Genomic DNA, 21,901 nt, shown 5'->3' with positions numbered 1-21,901 from the left:
GACGGGAGGCATTTCTCATATGAATGGCTGAATGAGCCTTTCGCTATTCAGAAAGCTCACTTCATTTGGTAGACAATCCCCTTTCGCACAAATCGACATGATGTAATCCCCTGGAACTTCGTACGTTCTAAGTGACCATTCCGGCCTCGCGCTCCCCTTCATGCGTATGCCCGCCGTTCCAAGATGAGTTATGACAGAAAAAGATTGAACGGGAATGAGCAATCCTTTTCCCACCGCCTTGACGAAGCTTTCCTTCCTCGTCCATATCCGATAAAACTCACGCAGCTGTTCATACGGTTCTTGGGCTGACAAACACCTGATTTCCTCGGGGGTAAACGCATACTCTGCTATATCCAAGTCAAGACCTAGTACTTGCTCGATATCGACTCCGACTTCCCGATCGCCAATTGCTGCTACGACCCACTCCCCTGAATGGGAAATGTTGAACTGAACTTGGCCTGCATGCGACAGCATCGGTTTTCCGTATTCGTTTTGGCTCAGATGAATGTCACCCAGCGCCCATCCAAAATGGCGATTTACGACATACCTGATCAATAGATCTCCAATTAACGAACGGAATGCGTCCTCTTCCCTTTTGTAGGAACAAATACGCGCTCTTTTCTGTTTATCCACCGACTGCAAGAGCTGTTGAAAATACTGTTGCAGACACTTTATGTTTTTAGCCCAATTAACCGCATATACCATCAGGCTTGCTTCGCTCATACTTGCAGCCTCTTCTGGTCTCTCTTCAGTTTCATCGTGCCCATCCCAAGAGCGATGGTGAATCCTACGAAAGAAAGCACTCCTCCCAGAATGAACACTTGTTGTAGCGAGGAGGTCAACACGTGCATCCACGTGTCCATCATTTCTGGCGGCAATGTGCCGCTTGCTTGGCCTTGCAGCAGGATATCTGCTGTAAGGCCACTCTCTAGCGAAGACGAGGCGGGTGCAGCTTCAAAACGATAGAGACCTTGTTGCAGCCGGGTCGACATCAACGCCGCCATGAGGCTCGCACCGAACACACCGCCAAACATACGGAAAAAGGATGAAGCTGATGTCATACTACCCCTCCACTGTTTATCGACCGCTTCCTGCATGGCGATAGTCAGGATTGGGATGACCACTCCCAATCCTGTTCCTGCAGCCCACATATACGTGCTGACAGCTGCTCTGGATGTGTCTGCATGCATCGTAGCAAACAGGAAAAACCCGAGCGCAATCAGAAACATGCCGATTGCCAAAACACTCCGATAGGTCAGTAGCAACAGCAGGCGCCCCCCAATAATGCTGCCGATGACAAATGAGATCATCAGTGGCAATAACGCATTCCCAGCGACCGTAGCATTATCTCCAAGTACCTTTTGCAGAAAAAAAGGAATGTAGATGATCGCACCATACATCGCGATTCCTGTAAAAAATGCGACGGCGCATACAAGCGCGACAACCTTGTTTCGAAACAGAAACAATGGCACGATTGGATCTTTTGCCTGTGCTTCAATCCGAATGAAGCCTGCCAGAAATGTCAACCCGATCACACACAATGCCAGGGAAGGAAAGGAATTCCATTCAATTCTAAGCGAAGGATCTGAATGACCGACCAAAACCAGATCAATCAAGAGGACACTCGTGCCTAGCACCAATGTGATGATCCCTTTCCAGTCAACGAGTTGATTTCGTTTTGTCGTGCTTTCCGGCAAAAACAAGCCGATGAATAGCATACCGAGCAGGCCAAACGGCAGATTGATATAAAAAGCCCAGGTCCAGTCCCCTTTGTCTACGAGAAATCCGCCCACTGAAGGACCAAGAACACTTGCAATCCCGAACAGCATGCCGAATATCCCTTGCATTTTCGCCCGTTTTTCCGGAGTAAACAAATCTCCAACAATGGTCAGGGTCACGGGAACGACGGCCCCTGCCCCGATTCCCTGAATTCCGCGGCTGATAATGAGCATGGGCATGTTCACGGATAATCCGCATAGCAGCGAGCCCAGCATGAACAAGCCCATTCCGATCAAATACGTTTTGGTTCTGCCGTATTGATCAGCAAATTTACCAAAGAGGGGCATTCCCAGGATGGTCATCATCATGTAGATCGAAAATATCCAGCTGTACAGGGAAAAGTCACCCAGCTGATTGACGATCGTGGGCATGGCTGTAGCCACAACCGTCGCATCTAGAGCTGACAAGATCATTCCCATTATCAAAGCAGCGATAATCCAGCCCACACGGACATTCGGCTTCACATTCATAGCCTTTTTACCTCCATTATCCGGACTCCTTACTGAAAATGAAACATTTCGACTTCCTCGCTATTCTTCTCCTTCTTCGCTTGGACTGTCTTGCTTTCAAGGAGAGGGCAATGTGGATCATGAAGGATGTTTTCTAGTAATCGTTTGAAAGCTTCAGCCATATGCGTGATCGATTCTTCTGCAAACAACGCTTCTTTATAGGAAAAAGCAACCCGCATATGACCGTCCTCTCTTTCGATGAATAAACCGAGATGATGCGCAACGTTCGATTTCAGATACTCCCATGATTTGCATACAAGCGGACCTGCATTCTGCTCCACACGGTCAGAATCGATGAAATTGAATCCGACTTGCAACGGAAGACGGACAAAGGATGGATCTGCCTTCATTTCTTTGGCTACTTTTTCAAAAGGAAGGCGTCTGTGCGTGAGTGCCTCAGTGACAATACTGTGGGTATGGGAGAGAAGCTGTACAAAATCCCAGTCCGGGTCCAATATCAATCGGAACGGAAGCCTGTTTACAAACATCCCCATCACGCCTTCAATCTGTTCCCAGCTTCTCGTAGAGACAGGCGTGCCAATCACCATATCTAATTGACCGCCTACCCGCAACATTAGGACACTAAATACCGAGAGCCATCCGGAAAACAGACTGATGCCGTTCTCCTGGCATACCTGTTTAAATCGATGCACATGAACAGGTTCCAAGTTTAGCCAGTAATAAGCACCCTTCCCCAAATCATCTCCTGTGTCGCTGCGATACGGAAGAGACAGCCGTGCTGGATAGCGGTCCAGTCTTTTTTTCCAGTAGTCCACATCTTGTTGATAACGAGCGGTCCGTTCGGTTCTGCGAAGCCATATAGAATAATCGGTATACTCTAGCGGCAAAGAATCTAAACGATCCTCCTTTTCCCCTGTGTAATAGCTGTAGGCGCGCATCAAATCCGCTACGAAAATTCCAAAGGAGGCCTCATCCGCAATGACGTGATGAAAGCCAAATTGCAACAAATGGCTTTGCTCTTCGAATACAATCATCCGGAATCGGTACAGCTTCCTGTCATCTGCGAAAATGGGTGTTGCAGCAAATTCAGCCTGAAGCTTTTTAAGCGTCTCTTTCCGATCGGGATCATACCGCAAATCGATCCACTCCAGCTCTACTGTCTCAGCCGGCTTCACTACTTGGACGGCTTCGTTACCGCGCAGCAATATTCGGGTTCGCAGTACGCCTTGCTTTTCCAAGACGGCTTGCAACGCATTTTGAAACAAATCCTTAGACAAGGGGCCAATCAACTGCATAGAAGCAGGCAGTAAATAATGGTCGGATGTCCTCAGTTGCTCAGCCAGCCAAATGCCTTCTTGGGCATAAGTAAGCGGTGCGGCGATTTCTTTTCCAGCGGCCTCTGACGATTCGAAAGACTCCCGCACGGGACCGATTACATCCAGATCTGACGAATCAACGTCAGTTTCCAGCATTTTGGCGAGTCCTGCAATGCTCGTACCTGTAAACAGTGCAGACAGTGGTACGGGAATACCTATCGTTTTCTCGATCCTTTGCGCGATGCGAATCGCCAACAGCGAATTGCCTCCCAGCTTGAATAAGTCATCCGTATCCTGAACGTGCCTCACTCCCAGCACATTGGCAAATACAGATTTGATCTGCGCCAATACATGCGAGCAGTCCTCATTTGTGTTGTCCGTCTTATCGAATCCTGCCTCTACTTCCTGGATTGGTAAATTCTTGCGATCTACTTTTCCATTTGCAGTGAGCGGGATATGCTGCAAACGGATGAAAAAGGTGGGAACCATTGCCAATGGAAGCTTTTCCTTCAGATAGGCTTGTAACTGCGACGGCTCCATAACGGCCTCAGCTACATAGTAGGCCGCCAATGTTTGTTGCGATTCCCAAACGGTTACCACGGCCTTTTGGATGCCTCTAAATTGGCACAAGGCATGCTCGATTTCTCCCAATTCAATCCGTTGTCCACGCAATTTGACTTGTGTGTCGGCTCTCCCCATGAACTCAATATTTCCATCTGGCAAATAACGTCCCAAGTCACCAGTCCGATAAAGTCGCTTGCCACTGACCGGGTGGAGAATGAAGGATCTGTCCGTTCGTTCGGGTTCATTTAAATAGCCTTTTGCTACCCCAACCCCTTCGCAATACATCATGCCGGTAACCCCGATTGGGACTTGTTCTAATCTGTCATTGAAAATGTAATATCGCGCATTGGCAATTGGTTTACCATAAGGAATGGATTTCCAGCCAGGATCAATGTGATCGACCGGATAGGAAATGTTCATAAAAGTTGTTTCCGTAGGTCCTCCAATACTAATAAAACGAGCAGTAGGAGCAAAACGACGCAAGTCAGCAGGAAGTCCGAGGCCAACCCAGTCACCGCCAGCCATAAACAAACGCAAGCTCGGTAGCACCTGATGTACACTTTCTTGCATATACATTGTGAACATTTCCATAAAGGCGGGAACCGAATTCCAGATGGTCACCGAATGCTGCTCCAGTAGCGCTAGCCAATGCCCAGGGTCTCTCGTCTTATCATGATCAGGCAAAACGATAGTACCCCCTGCTGTGAGCATGCCTAGCGTATCGTACACAGAAAAATCATGATGCAGCTGTGTTAACGCCAAGGTACGGTCGGAAGCGTTCACTTGATTGGAGTGATTCAAGTGATGCAAAACATTCATCAGGCCCGGAAGCTCCAGCATGACACCTTTTGGAACACCCGTCGAACCAGACGTAAACAAGACGAAAGCAACCCCAGACTGTTTTTGATATCCGGGCAGCTCTTCCCAATGGATAAGTGCCAACCTGTCTTGCTGTTGTCTCATGCCTTCATGGCTCGCTCTTGCGTCAACATTGAGAAGCGGGCAGCCGTACGAAGCGACGGACGAAGCAAGCCATGATTGGGTTAGAATCACACGAGCAGCGCTTTCTTTTAGAACATGCGCCAACCGTGCTTGCGGCCAATCTGCTGGTACCGGAATATACGCAGCACCGCACGCTAGCGTGGCGATCATACCGACGATCTGCTCCCAACCTTTTTCCATCCAGATGACAACATAATCTCCTTCTTTAACCCCGCTTTCACGAAGGAGCACAGCGATCATTTTGGCCTTGCTAAACAACTCTTCATAGGAAAGCTGTAAGGAACTGGTCAAAATCGCGGGTTTTTTGGCATAGTGGGCGCAATTATCCACCAGTGTTTCCAGCAAGGATCGATTTGGCCAGCTCTTGTCCGTCTCATTGGCCAGATCCATCACTGACAATTCCTGTTTGGCAGTTAGTTCCCAGTATTCGGACTTCCATGCGGAAGCGTCCGACGCCAGCTTCTGAATCATGTTGCCATACGCATCAAGCATGCGATTCAACACATCCGGTTCGAATAGCTCTTCTACGCAATCCCAAATCAGGTGAAGCTCACCGTTCCTGCTGCTAACGATGGCGTCAATCCACACTTGTGATGTTTGGCTCATCCAGTATACAGACTCAAATGATCGGCCAGTTTCCTCCTTGCCATCCGCCCCCAAGTGAAGCAGACTGGTAAAGACAACCGGAGCAGGCGAACGTAACGTTTCTCCCCGTTGGCGTGACAGCTCTCGCAGCACCTCCACTCCGCTGAATAAGCGGTGATCCATATCTCTCCAGAAGATACTTTCTATCTCTCTTACCTCTTCCACAAAAGGCTTGCGCTCTCGCAGATCAAAACCAAACGGCCATACGGAAGCAAATTCCCCCGCTAGTTCGTTTACTTGCGAATGTATTTCCAAACGGTTAAATTGAGCTGCACTCAGTAAAAATTGCTGTTGCCAAGACCAATGACCCATTACATGTGCAAAAGCTGCGAATAAACTTAATTGCGGACTCACGCCAAAGCTCGCAGCGTTCTCTTGAAATTGCTCCCAGTCCTTCTGCAAGATCGTACGCGTTAGTTGGATGGGTGTTGGCGCTATGATATGATGAGGCTGTTTTTTCAAGGGAAGCTCAGGCGGTCCCGGCAATTCTGGCAGCTTCTCCAGCCAATACTGCTTCGCTTTGTTATAAGCCGCTGACTTTTTGTGTCCAGATACCGCACATACATAGTCTCTGTAAGAAATGTCTATCGGCTCTACCCACTGATTCGGCTCCCGGTAAAAGGCTTCGAGCTGCTTGGTCACCATACTTTGACTCCAGCCATCGAGAATGAGCCCATCATAATACAGATGAACAATGGCCTTGCTTCCTTCCAGCAAGGTGACCTGGGCGTCGAATAAAGGAATTTGCATCGGCGAGAATACCCGACTAGACAGCCTGCTTCTTTTTTGTTGGAGCACTGTTCCCTTCTCTTCCGCATCCAGTTCTCGGATATCTTCCAGGGGGATGTTGAAGCGATCCAAAGCCGGCAAGATCCGTTGCATACCCTCCTCCGTCATGACGCACCGAAGAGCATCGTGTCGTTCGATCAACCGATGCATGGCTGTCAGCATGCGATTATGATCGTATTCGGTGCACTCCAATTCGACATACACATGCGTAGCGATACTGCCGATTTCAAAATCAGACATTCGGCCTACATAGTACGCTTGCTGCAGGTCATTTAATGGAAACGGCTCGTATCGATTTTCTTCATCTGGTTGTATAGAAGGCAGGCAATCGGAAGCTTTCGGAGATATGTGACGCTTAACCGCTTCTGCAACTCCCTGAATACTCGGGTTGGAGAAAAAGTCTGCAAGCGACAGTCTCACGCCAAAGTGATCATTCACAGCAGACAAGAGATGCAGTGCCTGCAACGAGTGTCCACCCAATGTGTAAAAGTTTGCAGTGGGAGAAATGTTTTCGAAACCGCACACCTCGCGCCATATACTCGCCATCTGACGCTCATGCTCATCCGCGATTACTGGCGTCTCTTTACTAATTGATGAAGGTGTCCACTTGTTCGCCAACTGCTTCCGATCAATCTTGCCGCTCATTGTTCGGGACATCTGGTCTACTTCGATAAAGTGGGTAGGCATCATGTAAGGAGCTAGCCTGCTCCCAAGGAAGTGTCGAATCACAGTTTCCTCCAAGGAAGCATTCGCCGTAAAGTACGCAACGAGCACCTCACTCCCTTGGTCGATGGGCTGCAATTGCACGACCGTTTCGAGTATTCCCGGTATCTTTTTCAAGATGCTTTCGATTTCGCCTGGCTCAATCCGGTATCCGCGCCACTTCATTTGATCGTCGATTCGACCGAGATATTGGATGTGCCCATCCGGGAGACGACGGACCTTGTCACCAGTCCGGTAGATCGTTTCCCTGGGGATATACGGGTGAGACAGAAACCTCTCGGCAGTCAGCTCGGGGCGATTCAAGTAGCCTTTTGCCACTCCTTCTCCACCAATGAACAGCTCCCCTGTCATTCCATCGGGCACCAGTTTTAAGTCACTGTCCAGTATGTACAAACGAATATTGGCTATTGGCTTACCGATTGGAATCGGCTCTCTCAGGCCGTCAGCGACACAGTCATAGCATGTCACATCCACAGTTGCCTCTGTCGGTCCGTACAAATTGATCAAGCGGGCTAGAAATGTTTTACCTAGCAACGAATGGAAGGCTTCTGCCTGACTGTAGTGCAATGCCTCCCCACTGGAAAATACATATCGCAAGCTTTTCAGAAGAGGTGTCGCTTCTTGCTGCCGTGCATGCTCGAGAAAGACGGTAAGCATACCCGGAACAAAATGCATCGTCGATATTCGTTCCTTGGCAACCGTTTGCCAGATCGTTTCTGGGTTCTTTTCTCCTCCGGGACGAAGAAAATGAAGCCGTGCACCGCTAATGGACCACCAGAACAATTCCCATACCGACACATCGAACGTAATCGCCGTTTTTTGCAAAATGACATCCTGTAGCCCGAGTGGATAGGCCGATTGCATCCACAGCAGCCGGTTCATGACAGATCGGTGTGAAATCAAAACCCCTTTTGGAATACCTGTCGAGCCGGAAGTGTATAAGCAGTAAGCCAAACCCTCGGGAGACACATCAATGTTAGGACGATCTGCACTATAACTATCCAGTGTCTTTGCATCTTGAACCTGTTTTCTGTTGCTGCGATTAGCAGGAAGCCCTTCTGTGTGGTTTACCTTCATCAACACATCGTAACGGAACGAGGTTAGCTCATTCTTGAGAGTTCCTATTTTTTTCTCGCATTGTGTCTCTTTGACAGCAGGAATTTCCCCAGACAGTTCTTCCCAGAAAACCTTCGGCAGAAATAATTCATTGGACCAGTTTGTTTTCGTTCGGGCATCGGGATGCACCGCTTTATAGCGAAGCAACGACTCCTCCAACTGTGCTTTTGTCTCTAAATCCATGACATCACCGATGAAGAGAATGCCATCGTCCTTGCATAAGGCAACCGATTTTTTCAGGACCTCCAGCAAATATCGATGATGGGGGAACAATTGCACGACGCTATTGATAATCACGATGTCAAAGGGCTCCTCGGACAATTGGTCAATCTCATGCGCTGCCAACGTTTGCAGGCGGATATGGGAAAGACCTTCCCGCTCAGTTCGGACTCGATTGGCTGCGATAGCAGACTCCGAGAGATCCGTTCCAACATACAGCCCTACGTGAGGTGCTACCTTGTACATCGTTAAGCCTGATGCGCACCCGATCTCGAGAACGCGACAACTGTGGTGCAAATAAGGCTCCAGCTTGATCAACACATTATTTGCATATTGTTCCATTTCCTCTTTACTGAAAGACTCTCCGCTGTAGCTGCTCACCCAACCGCCAGCTTCAATTTCATTGCTTGCCTTTTGATTGACGAAGTTCCACAACTGTTCATCCATTAGGTCATGCGATTGCGAGGCCAAATCTTGTGCGTGATGGCTCTCGTTTAAAGAGAGGCATACTTGGACTTCACGAGTAGCCCATAGAAGTCTCTCTGCTGTGTCCAAATGACGAGAGCTGGTAATGATCGTGCGGATATTGGCATCCTGAACAATACTCGCAAGCCGTTGCTCCGAATCAGTGGGGGCCAAAGGAACGTAAGCACCACCAGCCTTCAGAATCCCTAGGAGTGCAACCATCATATGAACGGAGCGCTCCATGCAGATACCGACTAGCTCCTGGGCTGCAATACCTCTCTCAGCTATCAAATAGTTGGCCAACTGATTTGATTTTTGCTCCAGTTGTTGATACGTAAGTGATTCATAATCATCACTCACAGCGATCTCAAACGGCCTTTTCTCCACTTGTCTTTCAAATTCCCGGTGGATGGCCTGATCGAGTGGATACTGGACATGTGTTCGGTTTACCTCAAAGAGTAGGTGCTGCTGTTCTTCCACCGAGACGATTTCCAGCTCGTTTACAGTGCGAGTCTGATCAGCTAACATTTCGCGAAGCAACAGCATATATCGCTCCCCAAGAGTACGAGCGAGCTGTTCGGAAAACGCCTCGCATGAATAATGGACGCGAAGGTGCAAGCAATCTTGGCTTCTTATCAATTGCATGGCGAGATCATATGTCTTCAGAGACGTTTTCCCATCGTCGATACTTTCCGCAGTTCCACCTGTTTCTTGATAGAAAAAAACATAGCGAGGTAGCTTCGTCTCATCCATAGACACATGCTGGTCGTCTTTTGTTAAGTAATCCTGCTCTATTACTTGTTCGATTGTTTTCGAACGATCAATCTGGCTGGGAACCACTCGAAAACCTCCCAGCTCATCGTCCTGAAAAGCTATACGCTCTTCTTCCAAGCATTTCACAGCGAAAACCTGAATGGCACGATATACGATCCGCTTGAACTGTTCTGGGTCGAAGCTCTCTGCACACAGGTACTCGGAATCCACTTGTTCCACCAAATACACACAACCTATTTGGAGCTTATTCATTGCCTATTCCCCTTTCAACCAGTTACGTATCGTCGTGCAGACAGCAACATGATCCTCTACAAAAAAGTGGTTGCCATCTATCGTATCCATCGTAAATGAGGTGGTCGTATACATTTGCCATTCCTCTATATCTGTTTGGGGAGCGACAATGTCATCTTTGCCTGCCAAAGCGAAGATCGGGATTGCGAGTGGCTGCCTTTCATGAAAAAGATAAGATTCCAAAACGCCTATATCTTGTCGGAACAAAGGGAGAAAATACTCGATAAACTCCGGATGAGCAAGCAATTCTTCCGGTGTTCCTCCATACTCGCTTACGTGGTTAATTAAATGCTCATCGGGAAAAGTGGAAACACGTTTCAGTCGAGCGCCTAGTAAATGAGGCGGTACTGCGCCGGATACAATTAGGGCAATCGGGGGCTTCCCCTTTTCGGTGAGGGAACGAGCCAGTTCATAGGCAAGCACCCCCCCCAAGCTATGTCCGAACAGGAGGAAGGGGCTGTTGAGGGTAGTCAACAGCTCCTCTATGATTTCTCCTACCCAGGCTGTCATCGTTGCTGGTAAATCGTTTCGAAATGGATGTCCTGCCCTGCCTGGATATTGGACAGAGCTAACATCTATGTCGTCGCCTATGGAATGCTTCCACTGGGCAAACAAGGCTGTGCTGCCACCTGCGTGAGGCAGACATATACAACGGTAAGTCGCATTCTTTGGATGTCTGTCGGGCCGTATCCAACGGCCCGATCTTTCAGTCATGCTCATACTATTTTCCTGCTCCTAATCCAATTCGTACCGCCATATTTCCTCCCGGATGTTGATTGTCCCGAATATCTTGATGGCATTGGGCTAGGTCTTCCCATTCAATGATCTTGGATAAATAAGGACGTATGGACGATTGATTTATGGCATCATACGTTTTGAAATAATCTTGGCGACCGCCTGCATGGCTTCCCTGCAAGCGTTTTTGTCCCAGCCACAGGTATCGCAGGTCAACTGTGCCGATATAGCCGGAGGTTCCACCACAGATGGTAACCATCCCTCCGTTCTCCACCACAAACATGGAAGTCGGCAACGTGTTTTCCCCCGGATGTTCAATAACGATGCGCGGATTTTTCCTTTCTCCGACAATGTTCCAGATTTCTCTGCGGAATTTTAAAGCCTCTCTTAGCCAAGCCTTGTACTGCCTTGGCTCCTTGTACCCTTGCTCCAAGGGGCCAAAATGCTTGAATTCCGAACGGTTTATCCAGCCTTTTGCCCCTAGGCTCATGCACAGTTCGGCTCTCTCTCGGTCAGAAACCACCACAATGGGTATGCCACCGAAATAATTGACGATTTGAATCGCCATCGTCCCGAGCCCTCCGGAACCTCCCCAGATCAACACCACATCCCCTTCTTGTATGTGGTGTTCACTATACGCGGTCAACATGCGCATAATCGTTGCTCCTGTAGCAGAGAATGCGGCTGCTTCCTCCCACGTGTAATGCGTAGGCTTGGGGACGCATTGCTCCTGTTGAACCTTACTGAACTGTGCAAAAGCGCCCCAGTTCGCTTCGTAGCCCCAGACTCGAAACGTAGGACTGAGAACCGGGCAATCGCCTCTTTTTACAACAGGGCAATTGTAATCCGCCTGAACGCCAATCACGACGACCTCATCGCCTACCTTGACCATGTCTACACCTTCCCCGACCGCGTAGACAATGCCACTTGATTCACTGCCGCATATATGGAAAGGCTGTGGAGCATCTCCCCATTTTCCATGGTCAGCTATCACATTTTTCGGCTGACCGAGACCTGCCCAGACTCCATTGTAATTAATACCAGCCGCATAATTGCATACAATGACTTCCCCCCTCCCAGGCTTAGGCACATCAACAATTTCGACCTGGAAGGCTTGGAGAGGCTCGCCGAACCGCTCCTTGCGCACAGTCCATGCGTACATTTGCTTTGGCACCACTCCTACAGGTGGAACCTCACCAATTGGAAAAAGTTGATCCGTTCTAACCGCTGATCCTATGCTCATACTCATTCTCCTCCTCATGAAAAGTCATAATCCTCTGCGCCCCTTGATTGCGAGGTAGTTGAAACAAGACCTGCCTCTTCTTCGGTCGAAAGCATTGCCAGCTTCTCTACAGAGGTTCCCGGCGAGGCAACCGCCGATTCCAGCAAACGGATATAGTGCCTGATCATTTGAGCAATCGTCTGTTCCTCAAACAAATCTGTGCTGTATTCGACGAAGCCTTTCAGCCGACCATCTTCTTCTGCAAGCGATAACGTGAAGTCAAATTTGGCTCCTAACGACTTCGCTTCCATCCACTCCACTTGGACCCTTGGCCACTGCCACTTCGCGCTGGTCGCATTTTGCAGGACAAAAGCATGCTGGAACAACGGATGGCAACCTCTATGGCGCGGAACAGACAGATTTTTTACCAGCAAATCAAATGGATAATCCTGATGCTGGAACGCTTCAAGTACCGTTCGCTTGACTTCCTGGACATAGCTTCGGAAGGGCAGACCGGAAGTCACTTTGCTTCTGAGTACGACCGTATTAGAAAAATACCCGATGATCGGTTCCAGCTCAGCGCGGGTTCGGTTTGCTACCGGAGAGCCTATGCATACATCACTTTCTCCCGAATATCGGGACAGCAGGATGGAATAAATAGCGAATAAAGCCATATAGAAGGTCGCTTTTTCCTCCTGGCAGAAAACTTGCAGTGCCTTAGTCGTTGTCTCTGAGATAGCGAATGTATGAACCTTCCCTGCAAAGCCCGGAATAGGTGGACGCAGCTTGTCAGTTACGAGAGGTAAATGTCCAGTGATCCCCGAAAGCTTTTGGGTCCAGTAAGTCAATTGTCGCTCTCCTTCTCCTTGAAGAAGCCACTCCTTTTGCCAGACTGCATAATCGCAATAATTGTAAGCAAGCGTACGTAGCCTCGGACTTTTTCCTTCGATGAAAGCGGTGTAGCATTCGGACCATTCACGAATAAAATTGTCAACCGACCATCCATCAGCCGCGATATGATGAATATTCAAGAACAAGTGAAATTCCTCTTGCCCTGTTTTGAACAAGGCGATTCGAATGGGAATATCCTTGGATAGATCGAAAGGCTTTTGAAAAATCGCATACTGCTGCTCTTTTAATCGCTGATCGATGTCGACTCGAGGCAATGTTGTCCAGTCTTCCCTAAGCACGGATAAGTTCGCCTCAACAATTCGCTGGCGATGATCCCCATTGTCGGACGCATAGACGGTTCGCAATATTTCGTGTCTTTCGATCAACATCTGAATGGATCGCTCCAACGCCCTTTCATCCAACACCCCTGTCAGCTTTAAGTGGGCTGGCATGTGATAGTACGCAGAGTCAGGCTCCTGGAGATGCATCATCAGCATGCGCTCCTGTGCATGGGAGAGCGGCAGACTTCCTGTTCGATTGATTCGGATTAGTTCATTTGCGGCAGGCTTACTTGCAGGCTCCTGTTGACTTAGTAAAGAGCGAAGGTAGTCACTTAATGTTCGGACTGTCGAGTATTCGTATAACTGTTCAAAATCGAGCTCTACTCCAAATTTCGTTTTCATCCTGCCCATCATTTGGGTACCCATCAAGGAATTGCCGCCAAGCTCGAAAAAGTCGTCCTCTTCCCCAAAATTTTCGTGTTCCAGTACTTCTCGCCAGATTCGGTGAACTGCTTGTTCGATTGTTTCATCGACAGCTTTGTCGGCCACACCATGCTCTTCATGGGAGATTGACTGCTGCGGCACAACATCTATGGACACTCGTTCGTTTTGTTCCGGCCAGCACACGAGAGGTTCAAAGCTATAGGTCGGAAGCGGAATCCTTTGAGAATGCGAATCCTTGTAGTATGCTTGCCAATCCACTTTGATCCCGGCCTGGTAGAGCACCTGAAAACTATGTAGGAGTGACTCTTTTGGCATATGGACGAATACAGGTTTATTGTCCAAGTCATCTATCGCGAGAAGCGTTCGAGAAAGCACGCCATTCGAAGCTAATTCAAAAAACAACGCGTCATGTTTGGTACAAAATTGACTTGCCCATACTTTTAGCCGGGTATGATCAAATGCATCTTCCTGATACTGATTTGCCGCAGCCAAGCCTTCAGCCAAGGTCATTTGTCCTGTTACGAATCGGACGGCAAAATTCCCAGTCCCCGTCCCCAAGACATGCAATGCCTTGAATCCTTTTGCCGAAAGGACTTGATAATGGCAGATTTGCATCGCTGTTCGCCTTACGTGCGGATGGGTTATATCGGACTCACGACTGCAACGCTCCCACCAGTGCTTCCATACCGGCTCCTCTTCCATCCAGCGTGTAATCAGGTTCTCCTCAATCGGAGCATCTCCCGAGCAGAGAAGAACCATCGCCCTCGGAAGTGTCTCGCAAATGCCCTCCCGTTGTTCCAAACCATCCAAGTATCTTTTCAGTTGTTCAAGGTTATTCACTACCATCGCAGCACGAACGGGATAATCGTCGCGACCCGCATTCAGTACATAACTAATTTGCGAAAGCGAGAAGGGGTTTTTTTGTACATACGCCCCCAAATGTCTAGCAAATGCGGTCAATGATCGTTCGGTCATCGCACTGAGCGTAATGAGTTGATGGCCTTCTTCTTGCGGCTTTCCTACCGAACCCTTTTTGGTCAATTGGCCACTTCCTGCTTCTCGGACAACGGCATGAACGTTAGTTCCCGATAATCCAAATGAGCTGATTCCAGCAATTTTCGGTTCAGCTTGCCATGGTTTGGCACGATCAATGGGATAGACCGCCGATTCGGCAAAATTGATCAAAGGATTTGGCTTTTGAAAATGAACCAATGGATAGAGGGTGTCATCTCTCATCGACAAGATGACCTTGATCAATCCAGTGATACCCGCACTGTTTCCAAGGTGCCCGATATTGGATTTGACAGAACCAATGGCGCAGAATGACGTATCTGTGGTATACAGGCGAAATGCATCCGTCAATCCTTTGATCTCAATCGGGTCGCCAAGCCTTGTGCCTGTACCATGTGCTTCTATATAGGAGATTTGTCGGGGATGAATGCCTGCCTGTTCCCATGCTTCCCGAATGACTTCCGTCTGCGCTACTGGGCTTGGAGCTCCCAGACTGTTGGATCTCGCTGCATCCTGGTTCATTGCACTTCCAGAAATCACTGCATGCACATAATCTCCGTCTCGAATAGCGTCTTCCAGTCTTTTTAGCAGGACAATCCCCGCACCCTCTCCTGCGCCAGTTCCATTAGCCCTCTCATCAAATGATTTGCTTCGTCCGTCAGGTGCCGCGATTCCGAGAGGTTCATTCTCCAACGCTTCGATTTCGTCCAGAATCGGGAGTAGGTTCACTCCCCCCGCCAAGGCTGTATCTGCTTCTTTATTCCGTAATGATTGGCATGCAAAATGAACAGCAGCCAGTGACGACGAGCATGTCGTGTCAATCATCATGGCAGTGCCACGCAAATCGAGGTAATACGAGATTTTTCCGGCAATGGCCGCTGTATGGTTGCCTACGAATGCCACTCCCGATTTCTCACGTAGCAATCTACCATATTGATTTCCTGCTGCACTCATCATGACAGCGGTACGCGTGCCCCGGAAGGAGCTGAGTGAATACCCTGCGTGTTCAATGGCTGCGCAAGCTAATTGCAGTGCAACCCTTTGCTGTGGATCCATCGATTTGGCTTCTTTCTGGGAAATCCGAAAAAACGGATAATCAAAATGCTCCATATGCTCAACGTAAGCCATCGGCACATAGCGGCGATCCAAAGGCAAGCCTGCCAGCTTTACGCGGTGGAGCGGCGCCTCTCTGACCGTATCAGCACCAGACATTAGCAGCGGGGCGAGCTCCTCTAGATTGTCGGCCAGCGGAAACATTCCGCTCATACCGATTACAGCAATTTCCTTGCTCATTCTCTCACCCCCAGGATTATCGCTAAAACGTAATTCCAGTTAGTTCTTCCGCTTTTGACTGATCGTCATCATTGCCCTTTGTATGTTTTTCCAAATAAGCGGAAAGCTGACGGATCGTCGGGTATTGGAACAGGTCGGTAACACTCAGGCTGGTATGGAACTGTTCATTGATGCGGGAAATGACCCGCACCGTGTGCAGCGAATTCCCTCCGACTTCAAAGAACTTGTCGTCTAGCTGAAATTGCCAGTGCTGCAAGGTTTGGCCCCATATCTCCATCAATGCCCGTTCTGTTTCATTGACGGGTCCATCAGCAGTTCTCCCTCTTCCTTTCAAAAGGGTGACCAGCCTTTGCTCATCTACGCTGCCCATGTGGTCGAACGGAATATGCGGAACAAACTCGGTTCGTACAAGGGACCCAATTAGACTGTTAGAAACGACTCCTTCTATCGGTTCTCTCGTTTGGCTGGAATACACGAGCGTAAAAGCAGGCGCTCCCTTTTGGGAAATCACTCCATACTGCTTGCATAATTCATCGGCTGTCCCATGCAAGCCAACAATCATGCTGCAATTGTTGCGCTGCATGACAGCTTCTAGAGACACGAGAGCCTGCCATCTGGACATCATCTGGCGGGATGCCCCTGCGTTTTGTCCTCCGTTTAGCATCGTGCTATTGGTATCCCAGAAGCTCCATTGGATACTCTTGCAAGTTACTTGATGAATGCGGCTCAACACTTCGCTGTCGAGACAACTGCTGGCAGCAGAATACGCAGCAAGTCCGCTCCCGCCCAGAAGGCTGTTGACCGAGGAGAACATAATGACCTCGATATTTTCCTGAGTTTGTGCCCAATCAAGTACATTGCGACCGCCTTGAACTTTTGCCCAAAACGCTTCTTGCAAAGCCGCCTCCGACATGTTGCGAATCAGCGTATTGTCCATCTCTTTCCAGTTGAAGTGATGCCCTTCCCCTGCCAGATGCAAAATACCATCTAGATGACCCCAGCGTGCTCTTACGCTATCAAATGCTCTGGACAAGTCCTCCATGGAGGTAACATCCGCACGCTCATAAACGACTTCGCCCAACGCTGACAGGCTATCCATCGCGGCTCGAAGCTCACTCCCACGCTCTCCGCCAGCAGTATGAAGATCCGTTCTGCCAATCAACATCACTCTTGCCTTATAGATAGACAGAATGTGAGCAGCTACAATACGACCGATGGCACCTAGACCTCCTGTCAACACATAGACACCGCCTTGACGGAATCCTCTTTTGGCATCGATGTCTTCTTGTGTCATCGATACTTCCTTGAGCACAGGTACATAGCGCTTTCCTTCTCGATAAGCCACTTGTGGACTGTACGCGTGTTCTGCTGTTTCTGCGGTCAACAAACCTGCCCAAGTCCTCCAGTCTGATACTTCGTTATCCATATCTACATGCTTCACCATTACATGAGGCATTTCGACCGAAACTGTACGCAAAAATCCAGTCAAGCTGCCTAAAGTCGGGGAAATGATATCCTTTTCCTGGACACGAACAGCACCTTGGGAAACAACAGTCAATCGCAGCGGGGCATTGTCATTGTCACCCCCAAACTCCTGTAACAAATGCAGAAGCGGTAAAAGCACGGTATATGGCCTGTCGCAACTGGCCAGATCATTCTGGCAATACATGATGATATCTGTTCTCTCGCCTGCTTCACGAATCGATCGGTGCAGGCGCTGAACATGACCAGGGTCTTGCACATTCAGGAAGAAGCGCGAGCCATGCTGTTCAAAGCTGGTTCCAGGCTGAACCTCGTAAGTGGTCATGCCTTGACTCCTTAGGATTTGAGCGATACTTTCTCCCGCTCCATCTTTTTCTGCAAAAATGACACGCGTGCGATTTTCTCCCCCATCTCCCGGATTGATCCATTCACGCCGCTCCCACTGTTTCTCGTAAAACCACGAAGGGATGCCAATGGCCCTGCCAAAACCGCGTCCCGTGTATACCCCACCTCGGTATCTATCTCGAAGAACCGAACGATTAATCTTGCCAATCGATGTTCGTGGAAATTCTTCCGCATGAATAGGAATCAATTCATCCACGAATACACCTGTCTTTTGCAATACCCTGTGACGCACGAAAGAAGCAGCCGCTTCCTGATCTTGCCCGTCAATAAATGTGCAAAAAAGTAAGACTCTGTCAGTGTTTTCACCCGGATTCTGTACAGAGCAAGCCGCTGCGCATCCTGCGAGGACGTATCCGCTCTCTTCCGCAGTATTTTCGATATCCGCACTTCCGTACTTAAGGCCGTTGATGATGATGACTTCCTTTATCCTGCCAGTAATGACCAACTCGTTGTCGATGATTCGAGCAAGATCGCCGGTAATGAACCAGCCATCCTTGCTGAAGCTACTCCGATTCTCTTCCTCGTTTGCTTCGTAGCCTGCCGTTACAGTCTCCCCATAGATTTCAAGCTGGCCCTCTTCTCCCATCTCGACGGGGGTTCCGTCATCTCCGACAATTCGCAGAGATGTTCCAGCCACTGGGCAACCTACAGCCACGAACTCAGCAGGATTTGCAGTATCGCCAATGCTAAACGAGGTGGAAAAGGTCACGCCTGAAGAAGTCTCCGTCATTCCCCACGAAGGATGCATGGCGGTTTGAGGAAGCGATTTGCTTTTCATCAATTGCATGAACCGCCTGGCCGTCCGCGCCTGGATTTTTTCTCCTCCATTTAAAATAAATCGCAGTCGACTCAAATCCCACGACCGGCGCAACACTTCCTGTTCTTGTTCGGCAATGAGTCCAAAGGCAAAATTGGGTGCCCACGTCACCGTTACTCCATAATCGTTGGCATAGTCCATCCACAACAATGGATCTTGCAAAATATGCTCTGTCTCTGCATGGATTTGGCATGCTCCTGTGTATACGTCAAGCAAATGAAACATCACGAGACCACCTACATGGTCAAGTGGCATCCAATTCAAGCTGACCTCTGTGCTGTCAAATCGATTGTGTTTTGCGACAGCCTGACTTCGTTTGAGTACATTTCGGTGGGTAAGCCGCACACCTTTTGGCATGCCCGTACTCCCAGAGGTAAACAAAATGACGGCCACATCTGCTTCCTCTATCGCGACGTTATCACTCCACTCTGTCCTAGCGACAGGGACATTCAGGATTGCAGATGGTTCCAGAATGTCCTGCTCGTGCAAAGTGATATCTCTCACATGAAAATAGTGCTGCAATTCCTCACGTTCGTCGCAAATGATGCGTGGATTCCCAAGAAAAGCCCGCACCGCAAGCAGTTTATCGACAGCGCTTCCTCCGCCCGTGTTCCTGTCCGCCATTTTGGGAACTCCGATCGGAACTGGTATCGCTCCTGCCAATACACAACTCCAAAAGATCTGGATCCATTGGTCAAGCTCGTGCACAAATAAAAGGATTCGTTCTCCTTTTTTCACTCCCGACGCTCTCAAGTGTAAGGCGCCTCTCTCTGCCAATTGGAGTAGTTCGGCATAACTGAAGGCTGTACGGCCGTTGCTGCCAACCGTCATCAACTGGTGATTGGGGAAATATGCTGCCGTTTGTCGTAACAACTCTGGCAACGTCTTCACCTGAAGTTCTTCCAGTGGAGGGCCTTCACACAGCGAGAGCTTTCGAAGAGGAGAATGACGGCTGTCAGCCAATGCATCCGTACCTTCCTTTTTTAGGTGGGGAAGACATAATTCGCGGATCGGTATGGTCAACTGTGCGAACCGGTCTTCTCCTGGAAGAACAACTACGGTTTCCGTGTCAGGATGGTCAATGAGTCGCTTTCGTTGTTGCAGTGCCTGCTCAACGGCGTCTGACCACTGCAGCCTTAGCCAAGAAATATCCGGCCATCCCCAGGCATTGGATGGGATATGACGAACTCGGCAAACGAGCCACTCACTTTCCCCTTGAACACCGCCTGCTGGTGTTGCCAACAATTGTTGAAACATACCCAACGGCTTAGCCTGTGCCGCTACATAATAAATGACGATTGCCTCTGTTCCCGTGGGGGTTATGTATCGATCCACACAACTATCCTGCAAATCTGGAAGCTTTCGTATGGCTTGCTCGAGCGAAGCAGCCGTCCACGGCTTTTGCTTTGCTGAATCGAGATACGACAGCTCCATGTGTTTCGACAATCGCAAATGCAAGCTGCCATCCGCTCCCCATTCGCCGAGGTCTCCCGAAGGCAGCCACTCATCTAATGTCTGTTCAGAAACGTACACATGTCCCGGAAATCCAGGCGGACAATCGTTTCCCTCAGTATTCAGGATTGTTACCCATCGATCGCCATTCCTCTGACACATGGACGGGTGCACTCGAAGCGTCTGTCCTTGTGCGATGGACCAAACTGGTATCAACCCTTCATCTTGCCTGACACCAATTCGTCTTTTCCATGCGTCCTCTGTTGAGGGGGACATCAAGCGGTATTCTTTTATTTTTAAGCCAGAATTATTACCGATTTCTCCTAGAAGCCCAATGAAATGCTGCAAAAAGAGCTGCATTCGCTCCTGACTGAATTTGTCTTTCTGGTAGGTCAGTCGAAATCCGATTCCCCCCGTTTGCTCAACTGCTGTCAGGATCATCGGAAGAGAAGCGTGCTCCACAATCTCATTACCTGGCAACTGCACACACACTTCTGTATCCCCGATCAATTTTGCAGGTGTTTCCAACCCTAGCGGCGATAACGATGAATTTTGCAAAAGAAACATCGCTTGCAAATAAGGGTCCATACCTGGGCGTCTCTCGGCTCCAAGGGCATCAATCACGCGATCAAAAGGAATATGTTGATGTTCAAACGCTTCTAGAACCTTTTCTTTGAAATCGTCCAGCGTCTCGCTAAATGTTCGATCGGGGTGAATGCTCTGATGAAGCAAAACTGTATTAGCAAACAACCCCATCGTTTTTTTGAATGGTTCGTTGCCCCGATTGGCTGCGGCTGTTCCGACATTGAGTGCAGATTGCGAGGTGAATCGGGACAGCGCTATATAAAAAGCGGATAACAGAACATGGAACAAGGAGCAGCGTCTGCTTCTAGCCAACTCCTGCAATGGTTCGCATTCCTCTGCGACCAGAAGGAAAAATTCTGCACCCCCTCCTGACTTCTTCTGTTCTTGATTGCGTGTATCATAGGGCAGATCGATTGAAACAGGCGCCTCCTTCAACTGTCGCTTCCAGTATGCAAGAGAATCTTGCCATGCTCCTTCGCCGATCTGTGACTTTTGCCAAACCGCGTAGTCAACGTATTGAAGATCAGGGGCCCCGGGAAGTATTTCTCCCTCCTGCTCATTGTCCTGCGCCCGCCCTTTGTACGCTTCTATCCACTCTCCAACGAATAATCCGATCGACCATCCGTCTACTGCGATATGGTGGATGGTGATTACCAATTGGGCATGACCTTCGGATATATCCAGCAAGAGAGCTCTAATCGGAAAATCGTTTTCCAAATCAAATGCCATTGCTCTTTCCGTTTTGAGCACATCTTGTACAGCATCGATTCCTTCTATCTCCGTAATTGCTTCTCGGCGGAAGTGGAACTGTTCAGCGGATAAATCAGGAATTTGAAAAGGTTGACCGTCCAGCGTGATGATTCTCGTCCGAAGCACTTCGTGTCGCTCGATAACCAGACGCAATGCCCGGAGGATTCGCTCTTCATCGACAATCCCTTTGAGTGAAAAAGTAAAGCATATATGATAGGAGGGATCGTTCGGGTTTGCTTGATCTAAGAACCACATCCGTTTTTGTTCGGCTGACAATGGAAATACGCCGTATTCCGCTCCATTCTGTTCGAGCTTGTGGAGGAGTCGTTTCTTTTGCTGTACAGACATCGACTGCCATTGGTCTTGCGATAACATCCTGT

Annotated in this window: 7 protein-coding genes; all 7 read right to left on the bottom strand. The window is 49.1% G+C overall.

Annotated elements, in window-relative coordinates; genetic code table 11:
- Nucleotides 1-15 precede the first annotated feature (15 nt).
- From C7R92_RS02445 to C7R92_RS02415, 7 genes are read right to left on the bottom strand one after another with little or no spacing between them, the layout of a single operon-like run.
- Complete coding sequence (locus C7R92_RS02445; RefSeq protein ID WP_106833122.1) at nt 16-723, bottom strand: 4'-phosphopantetheinyl transferase family protein; 708 nt, start codon at nt 721-723, stop codon at nt 16-18.
- A complete protein-coding gene (locus tag C7R92_RS02440) occupies nt 720-2,249 on the bottom strand; it encodes an MDR family MFS transporter (protein WP_106833121.1) in 1,530 nt (509 codons plus the stop codon). Before C7R92_RS02440 ends, C7R92_RS02445 begins: the two co-directional genes overlap by 4 nt.
- 29 nt (nt 2,250-2,278) lie before the next feature.
- Complete coding sequence (locus C7R92_RS02435; protein ID WP_106833120.1) at nt 2,279-10,114, bottom strand: non-ribosomal peptide synthetase; 7,836 nt, start codon at nt 10,112-10,114, stop codon at nt 2,279-2,281.
- Between the two features lie 3 nt (nt 10,115-10,117).
- Complete coding sequence (locus C7R92_RS02430) at nt 10,118-10,873, bottom strand: thioesterase II family protein (protein WP_106833119.1); 756 nt, start codon at nt 10,871-10,873, stop codon at nt 10,118-10,120.
- A gap of 1 nt (nt 10,874) precedes the next feature.
- Nucleotides 10,875-12,131 carry a crotonyl-CoA carboxylase/reductase gene (ccrA, locus tag C7R92_RS02425; protein ID WP_106833118.1) on the bottom strand — a complete coding sequence of 419 codons (1,257 nt, stop codon included), beginning with the start codon at nt 12,129-12,131 and terminating at the stop codon, nt 10,875-10,877.
- A 14-nt stretch (nt 12,132-12,145) separates the two neighbouring features.
- Nucleotides 12,146-16,030, bottom strand: a complete 3,885-nt coding sequence (locus tag C7R92_RS02420) for a condensation domain-containing protein (RefSeq protein WP_106833117.1) — start codon at nt 16,028-16,030, stop codon at nt 12,146-12,148.
- A 22-nt stretch (nt 16,031-16,052) separates the two neighbouring features.
- Nucleotides 16,053-21,896 carry an SDR family NAD(P)-dependent oxidoreductase gene (locus C7R92_RS02415; RefSeq protein ID WP_158265720.1) on the bottom strand — a complete coding sequence of 1,948 codons (5,844 nt, stop codon included), beginning with the start codon at nt 21,894-21,896 and terminating at the stop codon, nt 16,053-16,055.
- Nucleotides 21,897-21,901 lie beyond the last annotated feature (5 nt).

This window comes from Brevibacillus porteri, from assembly GCF_003013475.1.
GTDB lineage: Bacteria > Bacillota > Bacilli > Brevibacillales > Brevibacillaceae > Brevibacillus > Brevibacillus porteri.
This window is presented reverse-complemented; position numbering and strand designations above follow the sequence as displayed.